Source organism: Streptococcus urinalis 2285-97 (assembly GCF_000188055.2).
Lineage (GTDB): Bacteria > Bacillota > Bacilli > Lactobacillales > Streptococcaceae > Streptococcus > Streptococcus urinalis.
In genome coordinates this window covers 1,911,374-1,927,251 of the sequence record NZ_AEUZ02000001.1, presented here as the reverse complement: position 1 = coordinate 1,927,251, position 15,878 = coordinate 1,911,374, and the positions used below count along the sequence as shown (strand labels likewise).

Annotated in this window: 14 protein-coding genes and 1 pseudogene; 8 read left to right on the top strand and 7 right to left on the bottom strand. The window is 35.1% G+C overall.

The genetic code is table 11. The features are described from left to right. Positions 1–12: 12 nt before the first annotated feature. Positions 13–540: a TetR/AcrR family transcriptional regulator gene (locus STRUR_RS09795; RefSeq protein WP_006739963.1), complete on the bottom strand. Its 528-nt coding sequence runs from the start codon at positions 538–540 to the stop codon at positions 13–15. Positions 541–686: 146 nt separating this feature from the next. Between STRUR_RS09795 and STRUR_RS09790 the strand changes: the two genes are divergently transcribed. Together STRUR_RS09790 and STRUR_RS09785 are read left to right on the top strand one after the other, a co-directional pair. Next, positions 687–2,462 carry a Rib/alpha-like domain-containing protein gene (locus tag STRUR_RS09790; RefSeq protein WP_006738895.1) on the top strand — a complete coding sequence of 592 codons (1,776 nt, stop codon included), beginning with the start codon at positions 687–689 and terminating at the stop codon, positions 2,460–2,462. Between the two features lie 187 nt (positions 2,463–2,649). Then, positions 2,650–3,312 (top strand): FMN-dependent NADH-azoreductase, encoded by a 663-nt coding sequence (locus tag STRUR_RS09785; RefSeq protein ID WP_006739674.1) that lies wholly within the window; start codon positions 2,650–2,652, stop codon positions 3,310–3,312. Here STRUR_RS09785 and STRUR_RS09780 read toward each other — a convergent pair. Beyond that, on the bottom strand, positions 3,306–3,830 hold the full coding sequence (locus STRUR_RS09780; RefSeq protein ID WP_006740014.1) for a DNA topology modulation protein: 525 nt from the start codon (positions 3,828–3,830) through the stop codon (positions 3,306–3,308). The two genes, STRUR_RS09785 and STRUR_RS09780, sit on opposite strands and share 7 nt — an antisense overlap. A 128-nt stretch (positions 3,831–3,958) precedes the next feature. Here STRUR_RS09780 and STRUR_RS09775 point away from each other — a divergent pair, with 128 nt between their 5' ends. After that, complete coding sequence (locus tag STRUR_RS09775) at positions 3,959–5,005, top strand: zinc-binding dehydrogenase (protein ID WP_006739037.1); 1,047 nt, start codon at positions 3,959–3,961, stop codon at positions 5,003–5,005. A 39-nt stretch (positions 5,006–5,044) separates the two neighbouring features. Here the strand turns inward: STRUR_RS09775 and STRUR_RS09770 are convergent. The 3 genes and pseudogenes from STRUR_RS09770 to STRUR_RS12060 all read right to left on the bottom strand — a co-directional run bounded on the left by STRUR_RS09770 (position 5,045) and on the right by STRUR_RS12060 (position 6,863). Then, positions 5,045–5,859 (bottom strand): annotated as a pseudogene (locus STRUR_RS09770) (SDR family oxidoreductase). A gap of 12 nt (positions 5,860–5,871) precedes the next feature. Beyond that, positions 5,872–6,456 (bottom strand): NAD(P)H-binding protein, encoded by a 585-nt coding sequence (locus STRUR_RS09765; protein ID WP_006740254.1) that lies wholly within the window; start codon positions 6,454–6,456, stop codon positions 5,872–5,874. A 215-nt stretch (positions 6,457–6,671) separates the two neighbouring features. Continuing rightward, entirely contained in the window at positions 6,672–6,863 is a 192-nt protein-coding gene (locus tag STRUR_RS12060; RefSeq protein WP_006740727.1) for a nuclear transport factor 2 family protein, read from the bottom strand. Positions 6,864–6,969: 106 nt separating this feature from the next. Between STRUR_RS12060 and STRUR_RS09755 the strand changes: the two genes are divergently transcribed. From STRUR_RS09755 to STRUR_RS09745, 3 genes are all read left to right on the top strand, one after another. Further along, positions 6,970–7,857: a LysR family transcriptional regulator gene (locus tag STRUR_RS09755; protein WP_006739882.1), complete on the top strand. Its 888-nt coding sequence runs from the start codon at positions 6,970–6,972 to the stop codon at positions 7,855–7,857. A 660-nt stretch (positions 7,858–8,517) separates the two neighbouring features. Continuing rightward, the gene (locus tag STRUR_RS09750; protein ID WP_006739026.1) at positions 8,518–9,183 is read left to right on the top strand and encodes an MIP/aquaporin family protein; all 666 of its coding nucleotides are present in this window, start codon (positions 8,518–8,520) and stop codon (positions 9,181–9,183) included. Positions 9,184–9,292: 109 nt separating this feature from the next. Continuing rightward, complete coding sequence (locus STRUR_RS09745) at positions 9,293–10,222, top strand: aldo/keto reductase (RefSeq protein ID WP_006738466.1); 930 nt, start codon at positions 9,293–9,295, stop codon at positions 10,220–10,222. Between the two features lie 109 nt (positions 10,223–10,331). Here the strand turns inward: STRUR_RS09745 and STRUR_RS09740 are convergent, their stop codons facing one another. Both STRUR_RS09740 and STRUR_RS09735 read right to left on the bottom strand, forming a co-directional pair. Beyond that, the gene (locus STRUR_RS09740) at positions 10,332–11,201 is read right to left on the bottom strand and encodes an AraC family transcriptional regulator (protein ID WP_006739220.1); all 870 of its coding nucleotides are present in this window, start codon (positions 11,199–11,201) and stop codon (positions 10,332–10,334) included. 84 nt (positions 11,202–11,285) lie between these two features. Further along, a complete protein-coding gene (locus STRUR_RS09735; RefSeq protein ID WP_006738736.1) occupies positions 11,286–12,488 on the bottom strand; it encodes an L-lactate MFS transporter in 1,203 nt (400 codons plus the stop codon). A gap of 276 nt (positions 12,489–12,764) precedes the next feature. On the opposite strand from STRUR_RS09735, the gene STRUR_RS09730 reads away from it, so the two are divergent. Both STRUR_RS09730 and STRUR_RS09725 read left to right on the top strand, forming a co-directional pair. After that, the gene (locus STRUR_RS09730; protein ID WP_006739611.1) at positions 12,765–13,367 is read left to right on the top strand and encodes an NADPH-dependent FMN reductase; all 603 of its coding nucleotides are present in this window, start codon (positions 12,765–12,767) and stop codon (positions 13,365–13,367) included. A 15-nt stretch (positions 13,368–13,382) separates the two neighbouring features. Then, on the top strand, positions 13,383–15,794 hold the full coding sequence (locus tag STRUR_RS09725) for a flavocytochrome c (RefSeq protein ID WP_006739124.1): 2,412 nt from the start codon (positions 13,383–13,385) through the stop codon (positions 15,792–15,794). Positions 15,795–15,878: the final 84 nt, after the last annotated feature.

Here is a 15,878-nt window from a genome sequence, read left to right as displayed (position 1 = left end):
ATTAATAGGTTTTTAAATTCTTACGGAATGGTTGATGAATTTGACAATCTGTTCAGGAGTTTCTTTAAAATTATTATTGATCCAGCTAAAAATTATACTCTCAATTGTTTCGATGTAAATATTTAAGGAATAGTTGAATGGTAAACCATAAGCATCAGTTAATTGAGTGTCAAGGTTTGGAATATTGGAATTTAATATTTGAGTTTTGATATATTCACGAACGATCTCTTTAATATTTGGAATCTTATTGATGAAGACTAAGGTAATTTCTTTATTATGATGTAAATAAGTAAGCATTTCTAATAACACTTCGGATTGAAAGGTTAGGTCAGCATTTAAGATGTATGTGATTTCATCAAAAATAAAATTAACGGCTTCTTCCGTGAATTCTTTTTTTGAGTCATAGTAATTATAAAAGGTTGTTCTTGCTATCCCAGCTTCTGTGATGATGTCCTTTATACTAATATCTTTAAACTTTTTGATGAGTAAAAGATTACAAAATGCTAGAATAATCTTTTCTTCGGTTTTAGAGTGATTCATATTATTTCCATTCTAATCATACAAAATTTTCACAATTATAGCATAAAAAAATTCTGAAAAAGGTCAAAAATTAGGATTATGTTCATTTTTAATCTAGTATGATATGTTAAAATATATACAATTTAATGAAAGTGGGAATTTTTTGGATGTTTTATCAAAATTCAAAGAATGATTTGTCATCTTCTAAGCAACGTTTCTCCATCAAAAAATTTAAATTTGGAGCTGCGTCAGTCTTAGTTGGATTGACATTTTTAGGGTTCAGTACACATTCTGTATTAGCAGATACAACAACAGTAAATAATACTAATGATCTTGGAATTGTTTCAACAACAGATTCAGGTTCGACAACTAATGTTCCGACAAGTGAGTCAACAATAACTGCAACAACGGCAGATGAAGTCATCAGTAAAGTTTCTGTACCAAATTTCCCAACAACTGGAGATCAGCCAGTAATAACTGTTACAGATACAAGCAAATTGCCAGATGGAAAAACTTCTGGAACCTTTGAGGTCCCAGTCACAGTAACTTATCCAGATGGTTCCACAGATACAATTAATGTGACAGTCACTGTTAAGTCTGCAGCAGACACATTTGATCCAACAGCAACAAACCAAACTGTTAAAGTTGGTGATACACCTGATGCAGCGAAGTCAATTGGTAATGTATCAGATCTACCTGATGGAACCACATTCACCTATAAAACACCAGTAGATACATCAACAGCAGGAGATAAAGCGTCTATAGTTGTTGTAAAATACCCAGATGGCTCAAGTGAGGAAGTCCCAGTAACGGTTACAGTAACAGCTGACCCAACTCAGGCTGACACGAATAGCCCAGTAGGCAAGGATCAAACTGTTAATGTAGGAGATACACCAAAAGCTGAAGATTCTATTGGTAATGTATCAGATCTTCCAACTGGTACCACATTTGAATACGAGTCACCAGTAGATACATCAACAGGAGGAGATAAAGCTGCTACAGTGGTCGTGAAATACCCAGATGGCTCAAGTGAGGAAGTCCCAGTAACAGTCAAAGTAATTGCTGATTCACCAGCTATTACTCAAAAAGTAACTGTAACTGTAAACTATGGACCAGAAAATGGGAAATGGGTTCGTGTTCCAGGTGCTGTCGCAGTTGCTACGAGTGTTGAAGATCCTACAAAAACTTATACATTTAACTTAGGAACAGATGGAGTAGCTTTGTTAGACTTGCCACAGGGTCAATATAGAGTGGTTTATGATGATGCTCAAACAAAGGCTAATGCAGATGCGAGTGCCTTCTTAGCAGATAAGCAGTATACACCTTCAACTGTAGTTAAAACAATCAATGTAACAACTGGACCAATTGGTGTTGGCTTTATACTTCGTAAAGTAGATTTTGTACCATCATATCCAGCAGATACAACTGTTAAGCAGGGTGATACTGTAACAGTAGATGCACCAACTGACAAAGATGGTTCATCACTACCTGATGATGTCACTTATACTCCTGGTGGAGACGTAACTCTTCCAGATGGCTCAACAGGAACTTTCCCGGGTACAGTCACTGTAAATCCAGACGGTACAGTAACTGTGCAACCTAATCCAGATGCACCGACTGGAGATTATACTATTCCTGTAACTATTACTTACCCAGACGGTTCTACAGATGAAGTTCCAGTTAAGGTAACTGTAACAGCTAACCCAACACAAGCGGATACACATAAGCCTGTTGCAAGTACGGAAAGTGATATTACAGTTGCACAACTAGCTATTAATGCCAATCATAAATCTGAAACAACGACTGATAAAACAGCAGTTCAAGATAAGACTTTACCTTCTACAGGTGAAGCTGAAACGCTACCTTTCTTCAGTCTAGCTGCAATTGCCATAATGTCAGCTGTAGGTATTGCGTTACCAAAAAAGAAAAAAGATAATGAATAATGATTATCTATTAGCTAAAAGACCTAGAAATAGGTCTTTTTAGTTTTTCTGAAATGATAAGATGTTAAAGAATTTCTGGTTTTAAAATAATAAGAAATTGCTATTTCACTACTTATTTCAAGCAAATTGGACCCTATATAAAAGCCTTTATGTTATATTTTTAAAAGAACAAATATAGGAGAGAGTTATGCACAAGATTTTGATTATTAACGCTCATCCAGATGTTGACAATCGCGGACATTATTCAACACGGATGGAAGATTTTACAAGAGAAATGCTTGAAAAGGATTACCCTCAAGTAGAAATAACTACTTTGAATCTGTATCAAGAAGATATACCAGAGATTGATGAAACAACTTTTACCATTTATCGTAAATTGGCTTCTGGAATAGAACTAAATCCAGATGAACGTGCCAGAAGTAAACGGTCAAAAGTCTTATTAGAACAGTTTAAAGAGCACCATAGAATCATTATTTCTTCTCCATTGCATAATTTTAATGTTACAGGTCGTCTTAAAGATTATCTTGATAATGTTATGGTAGCCCGTGAGGTATACCGTTATACTGAAACTGGTTCAGAAGGTCTTATGACCGATGATTATAAAATTCTTTATCTGCAGTCTAGTGGTTCGGTTTATTCTAGTGATGTTCGTTATGCACCTCTTGAGTTTTCACATTTTTATTTAAAAGAGATGTTTGAAACAATCATGGGATTTGATAATTATTATATTGCTAGATTTGAAGGAACTGATCTAGGTTTAGATAATGAAGCTCACTTTGATAAAACTAAAGAAGAAATTGCTAGATTATTACCACAATTTTTAGAAGAAAACCAAAAAGACAATCAGTAATGATTGTCTTTTTGTGTTATCGTTTTGAGAAATAAATCAATTTCTTTTTGATTCTTTAGAGTTATCAATTTTTGTGGGTACTGATGTTTAACACTGAGATAGTTCTTTTTCCTTTTCATTGTCCTTCCATCCCAAAGTATCCATTTGATAAAATTCAAATCAAATCGTTCAGGACAATTGTCTGCCATATCAGGTCGTGTTTTGTTATGAAAGGCGAGATATCGCTTAAAAACTCTCCACAAACAATAAAATCGCTGTCCATTTAGAAAGATAATACGATCTGCTAGCATCATTCGTTCTTCATAAAGGCATTGATTATAGTTCCCTTCAATGTTCCACTGTTCTTTTTGAAGGATGGGACTTAAGTCATTTGACATTTCTTGGTTGTTTCGCTCATGCCAACCTGATGAAAAATGAAGTTTATCAAGGTGGATAGGCTGGCAATCATAGTATTGTCCTAAATGTCTAGCTAAAGTAGACTTACCAGAACCACTATAACCAATAATCGCAATTTTCATGAATTCCTCCTATCTGGTGACTTTCATTATAGCATATTGGCTTATCCATAGCTTTCTATAAAAGATTATAAAAGATTGAAAATTAGAATATAAAAGGCTGAAATAGAAAAAGAAAGTGAGGGATTACTATGAAAACTGCTGTTTTTGAAAAAGCTGGCTCTATGTTGGTAGAAGAAGTCGAAAAACCTAGCATTCAAGCTAGCGATGATGTTATTATTAAGGTTGTCAGAGCCTGTGTATGTGGTTCAGATCTCTGGTCTTATTCTCATGGGGATGATAAAGAAAGTCACTCTGAAAATAGTGGCCATGAAGCGTTAGGCATTGTTGAAGCAATTGGGGATTCTATTACAACGGTAAAACCTGGAGACTTTGTCATTGTACCTTTCACACATGGTTGTGGTTATTGTGATGCTTGTCGAGCTGGGTTTGATGGAACTTGTGATAATCATCCAGGTTATTCAAATTGGTCAATGGGCTTTCAATCTGAATATATCCGTTTTCACTATGGAAATTGGGCTCTGATTAAAATTCCAGGACAACCTTCAGATTATACAGAAGGAATGATTAAATCATTGCTATCACTTGCAGACGTCATGCCAACTGGTTATCATGCAGCACGTGTGGCTGATGTAAAACCAGGAGATAAGGTCGTTGTTATTGGTGATGGTGCCGTTGGACAATGTGCAGTTATTGCTGCTAAAATGAGAGGTGCTTCACAAATTGTATTGATGAGTCGTCATAAAGATAGACAAGAAATGGCTCTTGAATCTGGTGCAACAGCAGTAGTTGCCGAACGTGGTGAAGAAGGAATTGCCAAGGTAAGGGAAATTCTTGGTGGTGGAGCTGATGCGGCATTAGAATGTGTTGGTACTGAAGCTGCTATTGAGCAAGCTTTGGGTGTGCTTCATAATGGTGGCCGTATTGGATTCGTTGGTGTTCCTCATTATCAAGATCGTGCTTTGGGTTCAACTTTTGCACAAAACATTATTGTTGGTGGTGGATCAGCTTCTGTGACAACTTATGACAAATCATTTTTATTAAAAGCAGTTCTCGATGGTGACATTAACCCAGGTAGAATCTTTACAGATACTTACAGCCTAGATGAGGTTAATAAAGCTTACGAAGATATGCGTGATCGCAAGACAATCAAGTCAATGCTACTGGTAGCTGAATAACAAAAAAGTCCTGATTAAGGACTTTTTTATTTTTATTGTTTATTTATCTCCATAAAAATAAGTAGCGGTTGCACCTCCATCGATAAGGAACGTTGACCCAGTAATAAACTGAGCACGATCATTCATTCAGTCAAATCTGCGACTTCATCTGCAGTACCAGGACGACCAGCGGGAGATTTGGCAAACATATCTTTGTAGAAATCACCCCGTGGTCCATTAAATTCGTCTAATGCTAATGGTGTGACAATGATTCCTGGCGCGATGTCATTGATACGAGCACCTCGTTTGCCCAAACTTACAGCTTGAGCCATTGTCCGTTTTTCATTAGCTCTTTTGGCGAGCTGATAGGCATGAAGACTGTCGGATATGTTTTGAACTTGTAAAAAATCAAGTTTTAAGAGGTCTTCTGTTGGTGTGAGTGCCAATTGTTCATCTTGTACTGCTGTTAGGGCTGGCATACGAAATCCTGATTGACTAGAAATAGTAACACCGGCACCACCTTTTTCAATTACTTTTCCGACTTCTTCTAGTAAGACTGCTGTTCCATAGAGATCAACTTGTAATATTGTTTCAATGGATGCTTGTGAGGACGAAACACCCGCCCCATTAATCAAATATTTTATTGGCCCAAAACTTTGTGCTCTTGCTATCATGCCTTTGATAGAGTCACGTGATGATAAATCCATTTCAATAGTTTCAACGTCAAATCCTGCTTCAGTTAATACCTTTGCTAGTTTTTGTGCATTTTCAAGAGATTTATCCCCTAGTAGAATTTTTTTACCATAGCCAATCCGTCTAGTGATTGCTAATGAGATTTGACCTGCTCCAGTAACTAATAAAACATCTTTTGTCATGATTATTTCCTCCTAATATCTAACAATTCCTAGATTTTGATTGCAATATAATTGGCTATTTTTAGCGATTTCAGTCACTAATGCTGCAATTGCTTGTCGAGAAATCTGGTTTCCTTCTATGACTTCACCCTTTGGGATTAAATGATAAGAAAGATCATCGCTATTATCAAACCATCCTGGTCTTAAAATGGTGTAATCTAAATCAGATTCTTCCAATATGTCAACAGCTTGACGGTAGGGTCTTAATAGACTTGAGACACGACCGTTTTGACCTGGTAATTCACCATAAATTCCATAAGATGAAATGAAAATAATCCGTTTTGTCCCTACAAATATCATAGCTTTAATAACTGCAGTAATATAAGTGGGTAAGTCTCCAGATAGTGCAACAAAAGCCATATCCGCACCATCAAGAGCAGTTTCGAGTGCTTCTTGATTCAATACACTTGCAGCAATTCTAGTGGTTCTCTTGTTTTCAGTTAACTGATTGGCAGTTCTTGAAAAAAGAACTAGGTCTGCATCTGTCTGTTCAAGTAAAGCTTTTGTGCTAGCTTTTCCTAGAGAACCCGTTGCACCGATAATTTTTATTTTTGTCATCTTTTTTCTCCTTGATAATATTTGCACGATCTTTAAAACGTACTTGCAACTTGTTTGACAATTTGCCAACTATGATTATCATTTTTCTCAAAAAACATCTGAATCTGTAATGGCCAAACGCTAATAGGACTTCCCCAAATACTTGCAGTAACAAAACTTTGGCCAATAAGAGATGCTTGATTTCCATGAACATAAATAGATTTGATTGTTTTTTCTTACCATGAATAATAGTTCATCTCTTGAGATTCAATCTGTGATAACCATTCTGTGACATCTTGTTGGTAACCTGTCATATGTATCAGAAATGTTTCTGGTTTGAGTAATTGTCTAAGAAACTTTGTATCGTGATCAACCATAGCTTGGTTAATTTGTCGATAGATTTTTATTAATTCTTCTTTATCTGTCACCAAAATTACCTCTTTTTTAATTGATAAAGATAGTATAAAATTTTATAATAAAAATATCCAATATTTATTTTTTATTATTAATCAAATAATTTTATAAGGAGTCGTGATGAACACTAAACAAATGACTTATTTGATTGAGACAGCAAAAACTTTAAATCTTAGTCGAGCTGCTGAAAATCTTTATATTTCGCAACCTTCACTCTCATACCAAATCAAGGTGATTGAAGAAGAAATTGGTTTTTTGATATTTGAGCGTATAGGTAAGAGTATCCGTCTCACACCAGCAGGAGAAGAACTGATAGTTTCTATACAGCGTATTTCAAAAGAACTGCAGTTCTCCATTGAACAGGCTCAAAATATGGGACAACAATATAGCAATTCCATAAAAATTGGCTTTCCGGCGAGATCAACCTTATTTTATTTGCCAAAAGCAATAGCTTTATTTGAAGAAAAACAACCAACTGTTCAGATTGTTCCAGAAATCCAACCGCAAAACGATTACGTCAATGCCTTTCTCAAAAAAGAATTAGATATGATCTTATTACCAAAAGAGGAAGCTGAAAAATTGTCTAGTGTACGGATTCATCCTCTATATATGAGTTACATTTATTTATTGTGTCAGAAGACAGATAAATTAGCTCAAAAAAAGCTAATAAAAATGCAGGATTTAGCAGAGAGAACCTTATTAGTCAATGGTGGTTCATCACAGACCTTACGACAGGTCCAACAAAGGGTTATAGCCAATGTTCCCATTCATTACTATAATAGTCCGACACATGATTTTACCTTAATTCAAGTTGAAAGTGGCAAAGCTATTTGTTTATCTCCAGGCTATTTAAATGACCATTCAGAGCAGTTTGCTTGGATTCCTTTTGATTGTCCAGAAGTGTTTAACTATGTTTTAGTGACACATGAGGATAATCACACACCAAGTATTAAAGTATTAATTAATTTATTGCGTCAACTCTATCAAAGTAGTCATCTGCCTTTATAATACAAAGACAGTAAAGGAGAAAAAATTGAAAATAGTCAGATTCATACATCAATGGTCAAATAATATTCAAGGTTTAACACTTGTTTTATTATTGTGGGGCTATTGCCTTTCCTTCTTTTCAGATCATTACCAAGGCGATAATAGTTTGGGATTAATTGTTTTTAGTTTACCTTTTTTCCTGCTAGGATTGCTCTTACCAATCATTAGTTCTCTAATAGCACTTATTCTCTCTATAAAATCTCCGCATTAAAAAAAACTCAAATATATTTTGATCAGTCAAGTTTTTATTTCAGTTCTAAATTTGTGGTTTCGATTATCATATTATTCAAGTCAAAATCAAACCAATCACTCAATAGCTATGAATATCGTTTTGATATCCGTTTTGACAATTCTGACATTGGGTGTATCAAGCATGTATAGGTTAAGCTTGAAAAAATAAAAAAGCCAAGATAGGATTATCTTGGCTTTTTTGGGAGATTTATGAAAAAGAAAAGTTTTAGGATGCTTATACTATATAAAGAGTGACTTAAAAAAGACTTAAAATCTCATTTTTTGAAAATCATTTTAGAAAAAAATGACTTTTCTATGGATAGAAGACAAACACAAATTTTGAAATTTTCTTGAAAAGGGGTTAGACTGTTAATCAATGGAGGAATAATCATGAAAAAATTCACAGCCGAATTGATCGGTACTTTTATCCTTGTCTTTGTTGGGACGGGGTCAGTCGTTTTTGGAAACGGAACAAAAGGTCTTGGTCAGCTAGGGATAGCACTTGCTTTTGGTTTGGCAATTGTTGCAGCAGCTTACTCAATTGGGACTATTTCAGGTGCTCATTTAAATCCAGCAGTTTCAGTAGCTATGTATGTCAACAAACGTATGGATGCTAAAGAATTGCTAAATTATATCATTGCTCAAGTAGTTGGTGCTATCTTAGCTTCAGCTTCACTCTTTTTCCTAGCCAAAAATGCTGGTCTATCAACAAGTAGTCTTGGTGAGAATGCCTTTTCAACAGTTAATGCAGCAGGCGCATTTCTTTTTGAGTTGATTGCTAGTTTTATCTTTATTTTAGTCATTGTAACAGTCACATCTGAAACTAAAGGAAATGCCAAACTTGCAGGTCTTATTATTGGATTAACTTTATCAGCAATGATTTTAGTAGGGTTAAATATTACAGGACTTTCTGTTAATCCAGCACGTAGTTTAGCACCAGCTTTATTTGTTGGTGGAAAAGCACTTAGTCAACTTTGGGTATTTATTTTTGCTCCTATTATTGGAGGAATACTTGCAGCACTTGTTGGTAAAAACTTACTAGGAACAGAAGAATAATCTCTAAATGACAAAAAAGACATTTTTCAAAAGATGTCTTTTTAATTTTCTTTAGTCAAAAAGATTTTGTGTTATAATTTTTGTGAAATATCATTTTTGGAGGTAGCATATGAAGTATATTAATCTTGGCCATAGTGGTTTAAAAGTGTCACAAATTTGCTTGGGTACAATGGGATTTGGAACACCGGGAAAACTGTTTCCTTGGACAATTGGTTATGAAAATGCAGAAGCTATCGTGAAGGAATGTTTAGATCAAGGTATCAATTTCTTTGATACTGCAAATATATATTCTAATGGGGAGTCTGAAGAAATATTAGGAAAAGCCTTAAAGAAGTATAGTAAGCGCGAGGATGTTGTGATTGCGACAAAATGTGGTGCAAATATGGACTCCAATCCTAAGCCAAATACAGTTGGACTTTCACGAAAACTCATCTTTACAGAAGTTGAAAAATCATTAAAAAGACTAGGAACAGACTATATTGATTTATATATTATCCATCATCCTGATATGTCGACACCTATTGAAGAAACAATGGAAGCTCTGAATGATTTGATTAAGATGGGAAAAATCAGATACATCGGTGCTTCAAATATGAGAGCTTGGCAATTTGCCAAATACCAATATGCTGCTGCCAAAAATGGTTGGGCAGGCTTTATCTCACTTCAAAATACTCATAATATTTTTGAACGATTAGATGAAAGAGAGCTATTTCCGATGTTAGATGACATGGGAGTTTCATTAACGGCTTATAAAGTCCTTTCTGGTGGTAGATTAACGAGAAAAGAAAATGAAAAGACAGAACGGTCTAAAACACAATCTTTGTCTGATAAAGATAAAAAGATGAATAATAAAATAGATAGTATTGCACAAAAATACCAGTGTTCGAAAGCAGATGTCTTGATTGCTTGGGAACTGTCAAAAAAACCGATTGATGTGGTATTGGTTGGAACAACCAAAGTTGGTCGTATCTCAGATACAGTTAAGGCATTAGAAATAGCATTGAGTCAAGAAGATATTGATTATTTAGAACAAGACTAAAAAAAACAGCCAAGATTTTATCTTGGCTGTTTTGAGAGATTTATGAAAAAGAAAAGTTTTTTAGGATGACTATAGTATAGGAAAAGAGACTTAATTGAACCTTAAACCATTATTTTCCTTGTGATTTTCGAAAATGTAAAGGTGTTTGATTGAGATGTTTTTGAAATTGACGGTTAAAATTAGATAAGTTATTAAAGCCAGTTTTCCTTGCTACCTCAGCAATTGCTAAATCCGTTTGAATTAAGTATTCACAGGCTTTATTTAATCTTGTTTGCTGAATGAAATCAAAACAAGTTTGCCCAGTATGTTTTTTAAAAATCAACATAAACTGATTTCGGCTGTAGCCAAAATAATCAGCAAGTCCTTCAATAGTTAGTGAATCAGCAAGGTGATCATTAATATAGGAAATAAGTTCTTTTAATTTTTCATATTTTTGATAATTATCATCAGAGTAATGACGATAGACATGTCTATTCTTGAATAGAAGATACAATAATTCATGCAGTTTGGCTTTTAACATCATATCATAATAAAGTGTTTGTTCACTCACAAGATTGTAAATCTCTAAGAGACAACTTTTAATAGCATCATAACCAGCCATTCCTTCTTGTATCCGAGGTCTTAATAAAAAAAGCCCAGTGTGTAATGGTTGGAGATAACGTTGACTAAAGTTTTCAACATTAGCCCTTCCTAACTGATCAAGATGTATTGAAAAAGATTTACTGATTTGACTAGTTCTTTTTAATGGTTTTATTGCATGAAGAAAAGTAGGTTGGATAAGTATAATATCGCCAGCTTGACTATGAAATTGTTGATTATTGATATAAAAAGTTGCGGAACCTTCAACAATATAAATCATTTCTAGCTCTGGATGCCAATGATACATGATTTCTGGATCCTCGGGAGACAGATGTGAATAAGTGTATGTAAAAGGAAATTCAGATGCCTTATCTTTAATATATGTTTGGTTATCGGACATCTTATTTCTCCTTCTTTTAAAGTAGCTTATTGTCATTATAGTCATAAAAAAACCAGACTTCAAGCAGAAGTTTGGTTTTAAAATTTATTTTTTGTGCATTTTTAGATATAAAATATTTAAACCTAAACCAATAAAGGCAAGAATAATAGCGACGTAGAAAGCATGGCTATAATCTCCTTTATTAGCACTTGCCATTTGAACAGCTACGCGTGGTGCGAAGAATGCAGCTAGTGAATAACCTGAGAAAACAATACCATAGTTAACCCCTTGGTTAGCGGGACCATAATTTTCCATAACAATTGAAGGAAAAACACCCATAACACCACCAAAGCAGATTCCTAGCCCAATGATTCCAATTGTGAATCCAATTTTACCTGGTACAATTGTTAAAACAAGTAAGGCAGCGGTAACCACAGAAAAGATAATCATTAAAGTTTTACTTCTACCAATTTTATCTGAAACAGTCCCCCATATAAAACGACCACTTGAATTAGAAATAGAATAAAGACTAACATAGAGAGCAGCTGTTCCAACAGATAAACCAAACATGCTTTGTCCAATTGGTGAAGCTTGAGAAGCAATCATGAGTCCTGAAAAAGCACCAATAAAGAACATGGAAATGATGACATAAAAGATAGGTGTTTTAAGCATTTCAGTCCAAGTTTTATTGATTGCTCCTTGTCGAGATTGTGTTGGTGGATTCCAACCTTTAGGCTTATAACCAGCTGGGGCAGGTTTTATGAGTAAGCTAGCAATGACAACAACCACTAGATAAACGAGTCCTATTAATCTAAAAGCAAACTTAGCATTATGAGCTTCAATCAGATGACTAGCGATTGGAGATGCAATAACTGAAGCAAATCCCATACCAGCAGTAAGAACACCAGACGCCAAACCACGTTTATCTGGGAAAAGTCTTAAAGTATTACTAAGTGCTCCTGAATAGGCAAATCCTTGTCCAAGACCAGCCATTAAGCCGTACGTTAAATAAAGCATTGCCGGTGTGGTTACTAAGCCAGTAAGAAAGAAACCTAAAGCAAATAAAATGGCACCAATGGCAATTGTCCATTTAACGAATCCTTTATCAACAAGATAACCACCCAAAATCATGGGAATTGGCCCAATAGCAGAATTAATCGCAAAAGCTAACATGATTTGAGGCATTGTCCAACCAGTCTGTGCACTCAGAGGACCAGCAAAAACACTGAAAGCATAGATCGCACCTGTACAAACTAAAATAGCAGTAGAGGCAATTAGGACTTGCCATCTATTAATGGAATGTGTCATAAATAATCCCTTTCTTTATTATTAGCATTCTGTGTTTTGATTATTATAATTTAGAAAAGAAGGCTAACATAATAGTTTGTTAATTCACAAACAAACTATACCAAATTTTAAATTCTAGTGTCAATAGGATTTTATTAAAAAATTTATTTTTCAGAAAAAATAATAGAATAACACTATAAAATAATACTTTAACACCTTTTATTGACTTTAAGCGTTTACAAATAGCTTTAAAGTAGTATAATTGCATTGTAAAAATCTTGTGAAAGAGGTAACATAATGAAATTAGCCGCAATTGTTGGAACAAATTCAGATCGTTCGACTAACCGAAAATTACTTTATTTTATGGCAAAACATTTTAAAGGCCAAGCAGAGATTGACATTTTAGAAATTAAAGATTTACCTGCTTTTAATGAGCCTGCTGATAAAGTAGCACCTGAAGAAGTTGATGTCTTCTCTAAGAAAATTCAAGCTGCAGATGGTGTCATTATCGCTACTCCAGAATACGATCATACCATTCCAGCTCCTCTAGCATCAGCTTTAGAATGGATTGCTTATACAAGCAGAGTTTTAATTAACAAACCAACAATGATTGTTGGGGCATCTTTGGGTTTGCTAGGGACATCACGTGCTCAAGCTCATTTGCGTCAAATTTTAGATGCACCAGAGTTGAAAGCTAGAGTTATGCCTGGGACTGAATTTTTCCTTGGCCATTCTGAACAAGTATTAGATGATGATTTTAATTTATCTAATTTAGAAAAAGTTGCTGAGTTAGAAGACCACTTTGAAGAGTTTTTAACTTTTGTTCAGTTAACAAATAAGTTGGTAAACCCTTCAGATACAAATCGCAAACGGACATTTGCATGGGAAGTAGATGCCTAAAAAAGGAGTGATAGAATGAAATTAATTGGTATAGTTGGAACGAATGCTGAAAAATCTTATAATCGTCTATTGTTACAATTTATGAAAAATCATTTTTCAGACAAAGCGGATATTGACATTATGGAGATTACTGATGTTCCAATGTTTAATGAAACAGATGATCAAACAAACTCTTCTGTTATTCAAGCATTTAATACAAACATTCAAGAGGCAGATGGGGTCATCATTGCAACACCAGAACACAACCATAGTATTCCATCTAGTTTAAATAGTCTTCTTGAATGGTTGTCCTTCAACATTCACCCTTTGGATGGGAAACCTTTGATGATTGTTGGTGCATCATATGATATTCAAGGTTCTTCACGTGCTCAACTCCATTTACGTCAGGTTCTTGACGCACCAGGAGTTAATGCAGTTGTGATGCCTGGAAGTGAATTCTTGCTTGGAAGAGCTCATCAAGCTTTTGATGACAATGGTCAATTAAAATCAGAAGGGACAATAGATTTCTTAGATTCTTGTTTTTATCGTTTCTTAAGATTTGTTGATGTTGCTAATCAATTAAATGTGCCAGAAGAAATTCGTTTTGAACCAGGGACTTATCAAGTAACAACTGAAGGGCATAATGGTAAATTGCCAATGGCCGTAACACTCTCTGAAGAAAGAATTGAAAAAATTGATATTGATTCTTCAGGAGAATCTTCAGGTATTGCTGATGTCGTTTTCACTCGTATTCCAGCAGAAATTATTGATGGTCAAACCCTTAATGTCGATGCCGTTTCAGGTGCTTCTGTAACATCAAATGGTGTTCTTGATGGTGTGGCACGTGCTGTAAAACTTGCAGGGGCAAACCCCGATGTTCTACGTAAACGTGGTAAAGCGCCATCTGCTTTGGACAAAGAAGATAAAACTTATGAGACGGATGTCGTTGTTATTGGCGGTGGAGGTGCTGGTTTATCGGCAGCAGCAACTGTCCTTCAAGAAGGAAAAGAAGTCATTGTTGTTGAAAAATTCCCAGCAGTTGGTGGTAATACAGTTCGTGCAGGTGGACCAATGAATGCACCTGATCCAGCTTGGCAAAAAGGATTTGCTGCTCATCCAGGCGAAGCTCATAATCTTCAGGAATTGATTAACAAAGATGAGTCTGAAATTGATCCTGAATTTGTCGAAGATTTTCGTTTATTGAAAACAGAAGTTAAGAATTACCTAGAAGATCCAACTTATTTATTTGATTCTAAACTTCTTTATCGTATTCAAACTTATATTGGCGGCAAACGCTTTGATTTACAAGGAAATGAAATTCATGGGAATTATGATCTCATCAAAGTGTTAACTGAAAATGCATTAGATTCTGTCCATTGGTTACAAGACGTTGGTGTTGAATTTGATCATTCTGATGTCACAATGCCAGTTGGTGCCCTATGGCGACGTGGACATAAACCTGTTCAACCAATGGGATTTGCCTTTATTTCAGTTCTTGATAAATATGTACGTCAAGAAGGTGGACTTATCTTGACAGATTCTCCTGTTAAAGAATTAATCGTAGAAGATGGTATTGTGCGTGGTATTATCGCAACTGGTCGTAATGGTCAAACAATTACTATCAAAGCAAAAGCTGTTATAATGGCTTCAGGAGGATTTGGAGCCAATACTAAGATGCTTCAAAAATACAATACATATTGGTCAGAAATTGATGATGATATTGCAACATCAAATACACCAGCAGTTACAGGTGATGGTATTATTTTAGGTCAATCTGTTGGTGCTGATTTAGTAGGTATGGGCTTCACACAAATGATGCCTGTGTCAGATCCTGTAACAGGAGCACTTTTTACAGGCTTACAAGTTCCACCAGCAAACTTTATCATGGTAAACCAAAAAGGGAAACGGTTTGTTGATGAATATGGCAGTCGTGATAAGCTTTCACAAGCAGCTATCGATAATGGGGGTCTTTTCTATCTAATAGCTGATGATAAAATAAAAGAAACAGCTTACAACACTAGTCAAGAAAAAATAGATGCACAAGTAGAAGCTGGAACATTATATAGAGCAGACACTCTTGAAGAACTAGCAGAAAAGATTGGTGTGGATGTTGATACCTTTGTGACAACTATAAACAATTACAATTCTTATGTGGATGCAGGCTATGATGCTGAATTCAACAAAGGTGGATTTGATCTCAAATGTGAAGTTGCTCCATTTTATGCAACACCACGTAAACCAGCTGTTCACCATACAATGGGTGGTTTAAAGATTGATACAAGTACTCATGTTATTAATGAGTCTAATCAGATTATCCCTGGTCTTTATGCAGCAGGAGAAGTTGCAGGTGGACTTCATGCAGGAAATCGTCTAGGTGGTAATTCACTAACAGACATCTTTACATTTGGTAGAATTGCTGGCCATACAGCCGTAGCTGAATATTGTTAAGAACTCTAAAAAAGCCAAGAGAATCTCTTGGCTTTTTTTGGGAGATTGATGAAAAGGACAGTTTTTTAAATTATCCAATGTGAT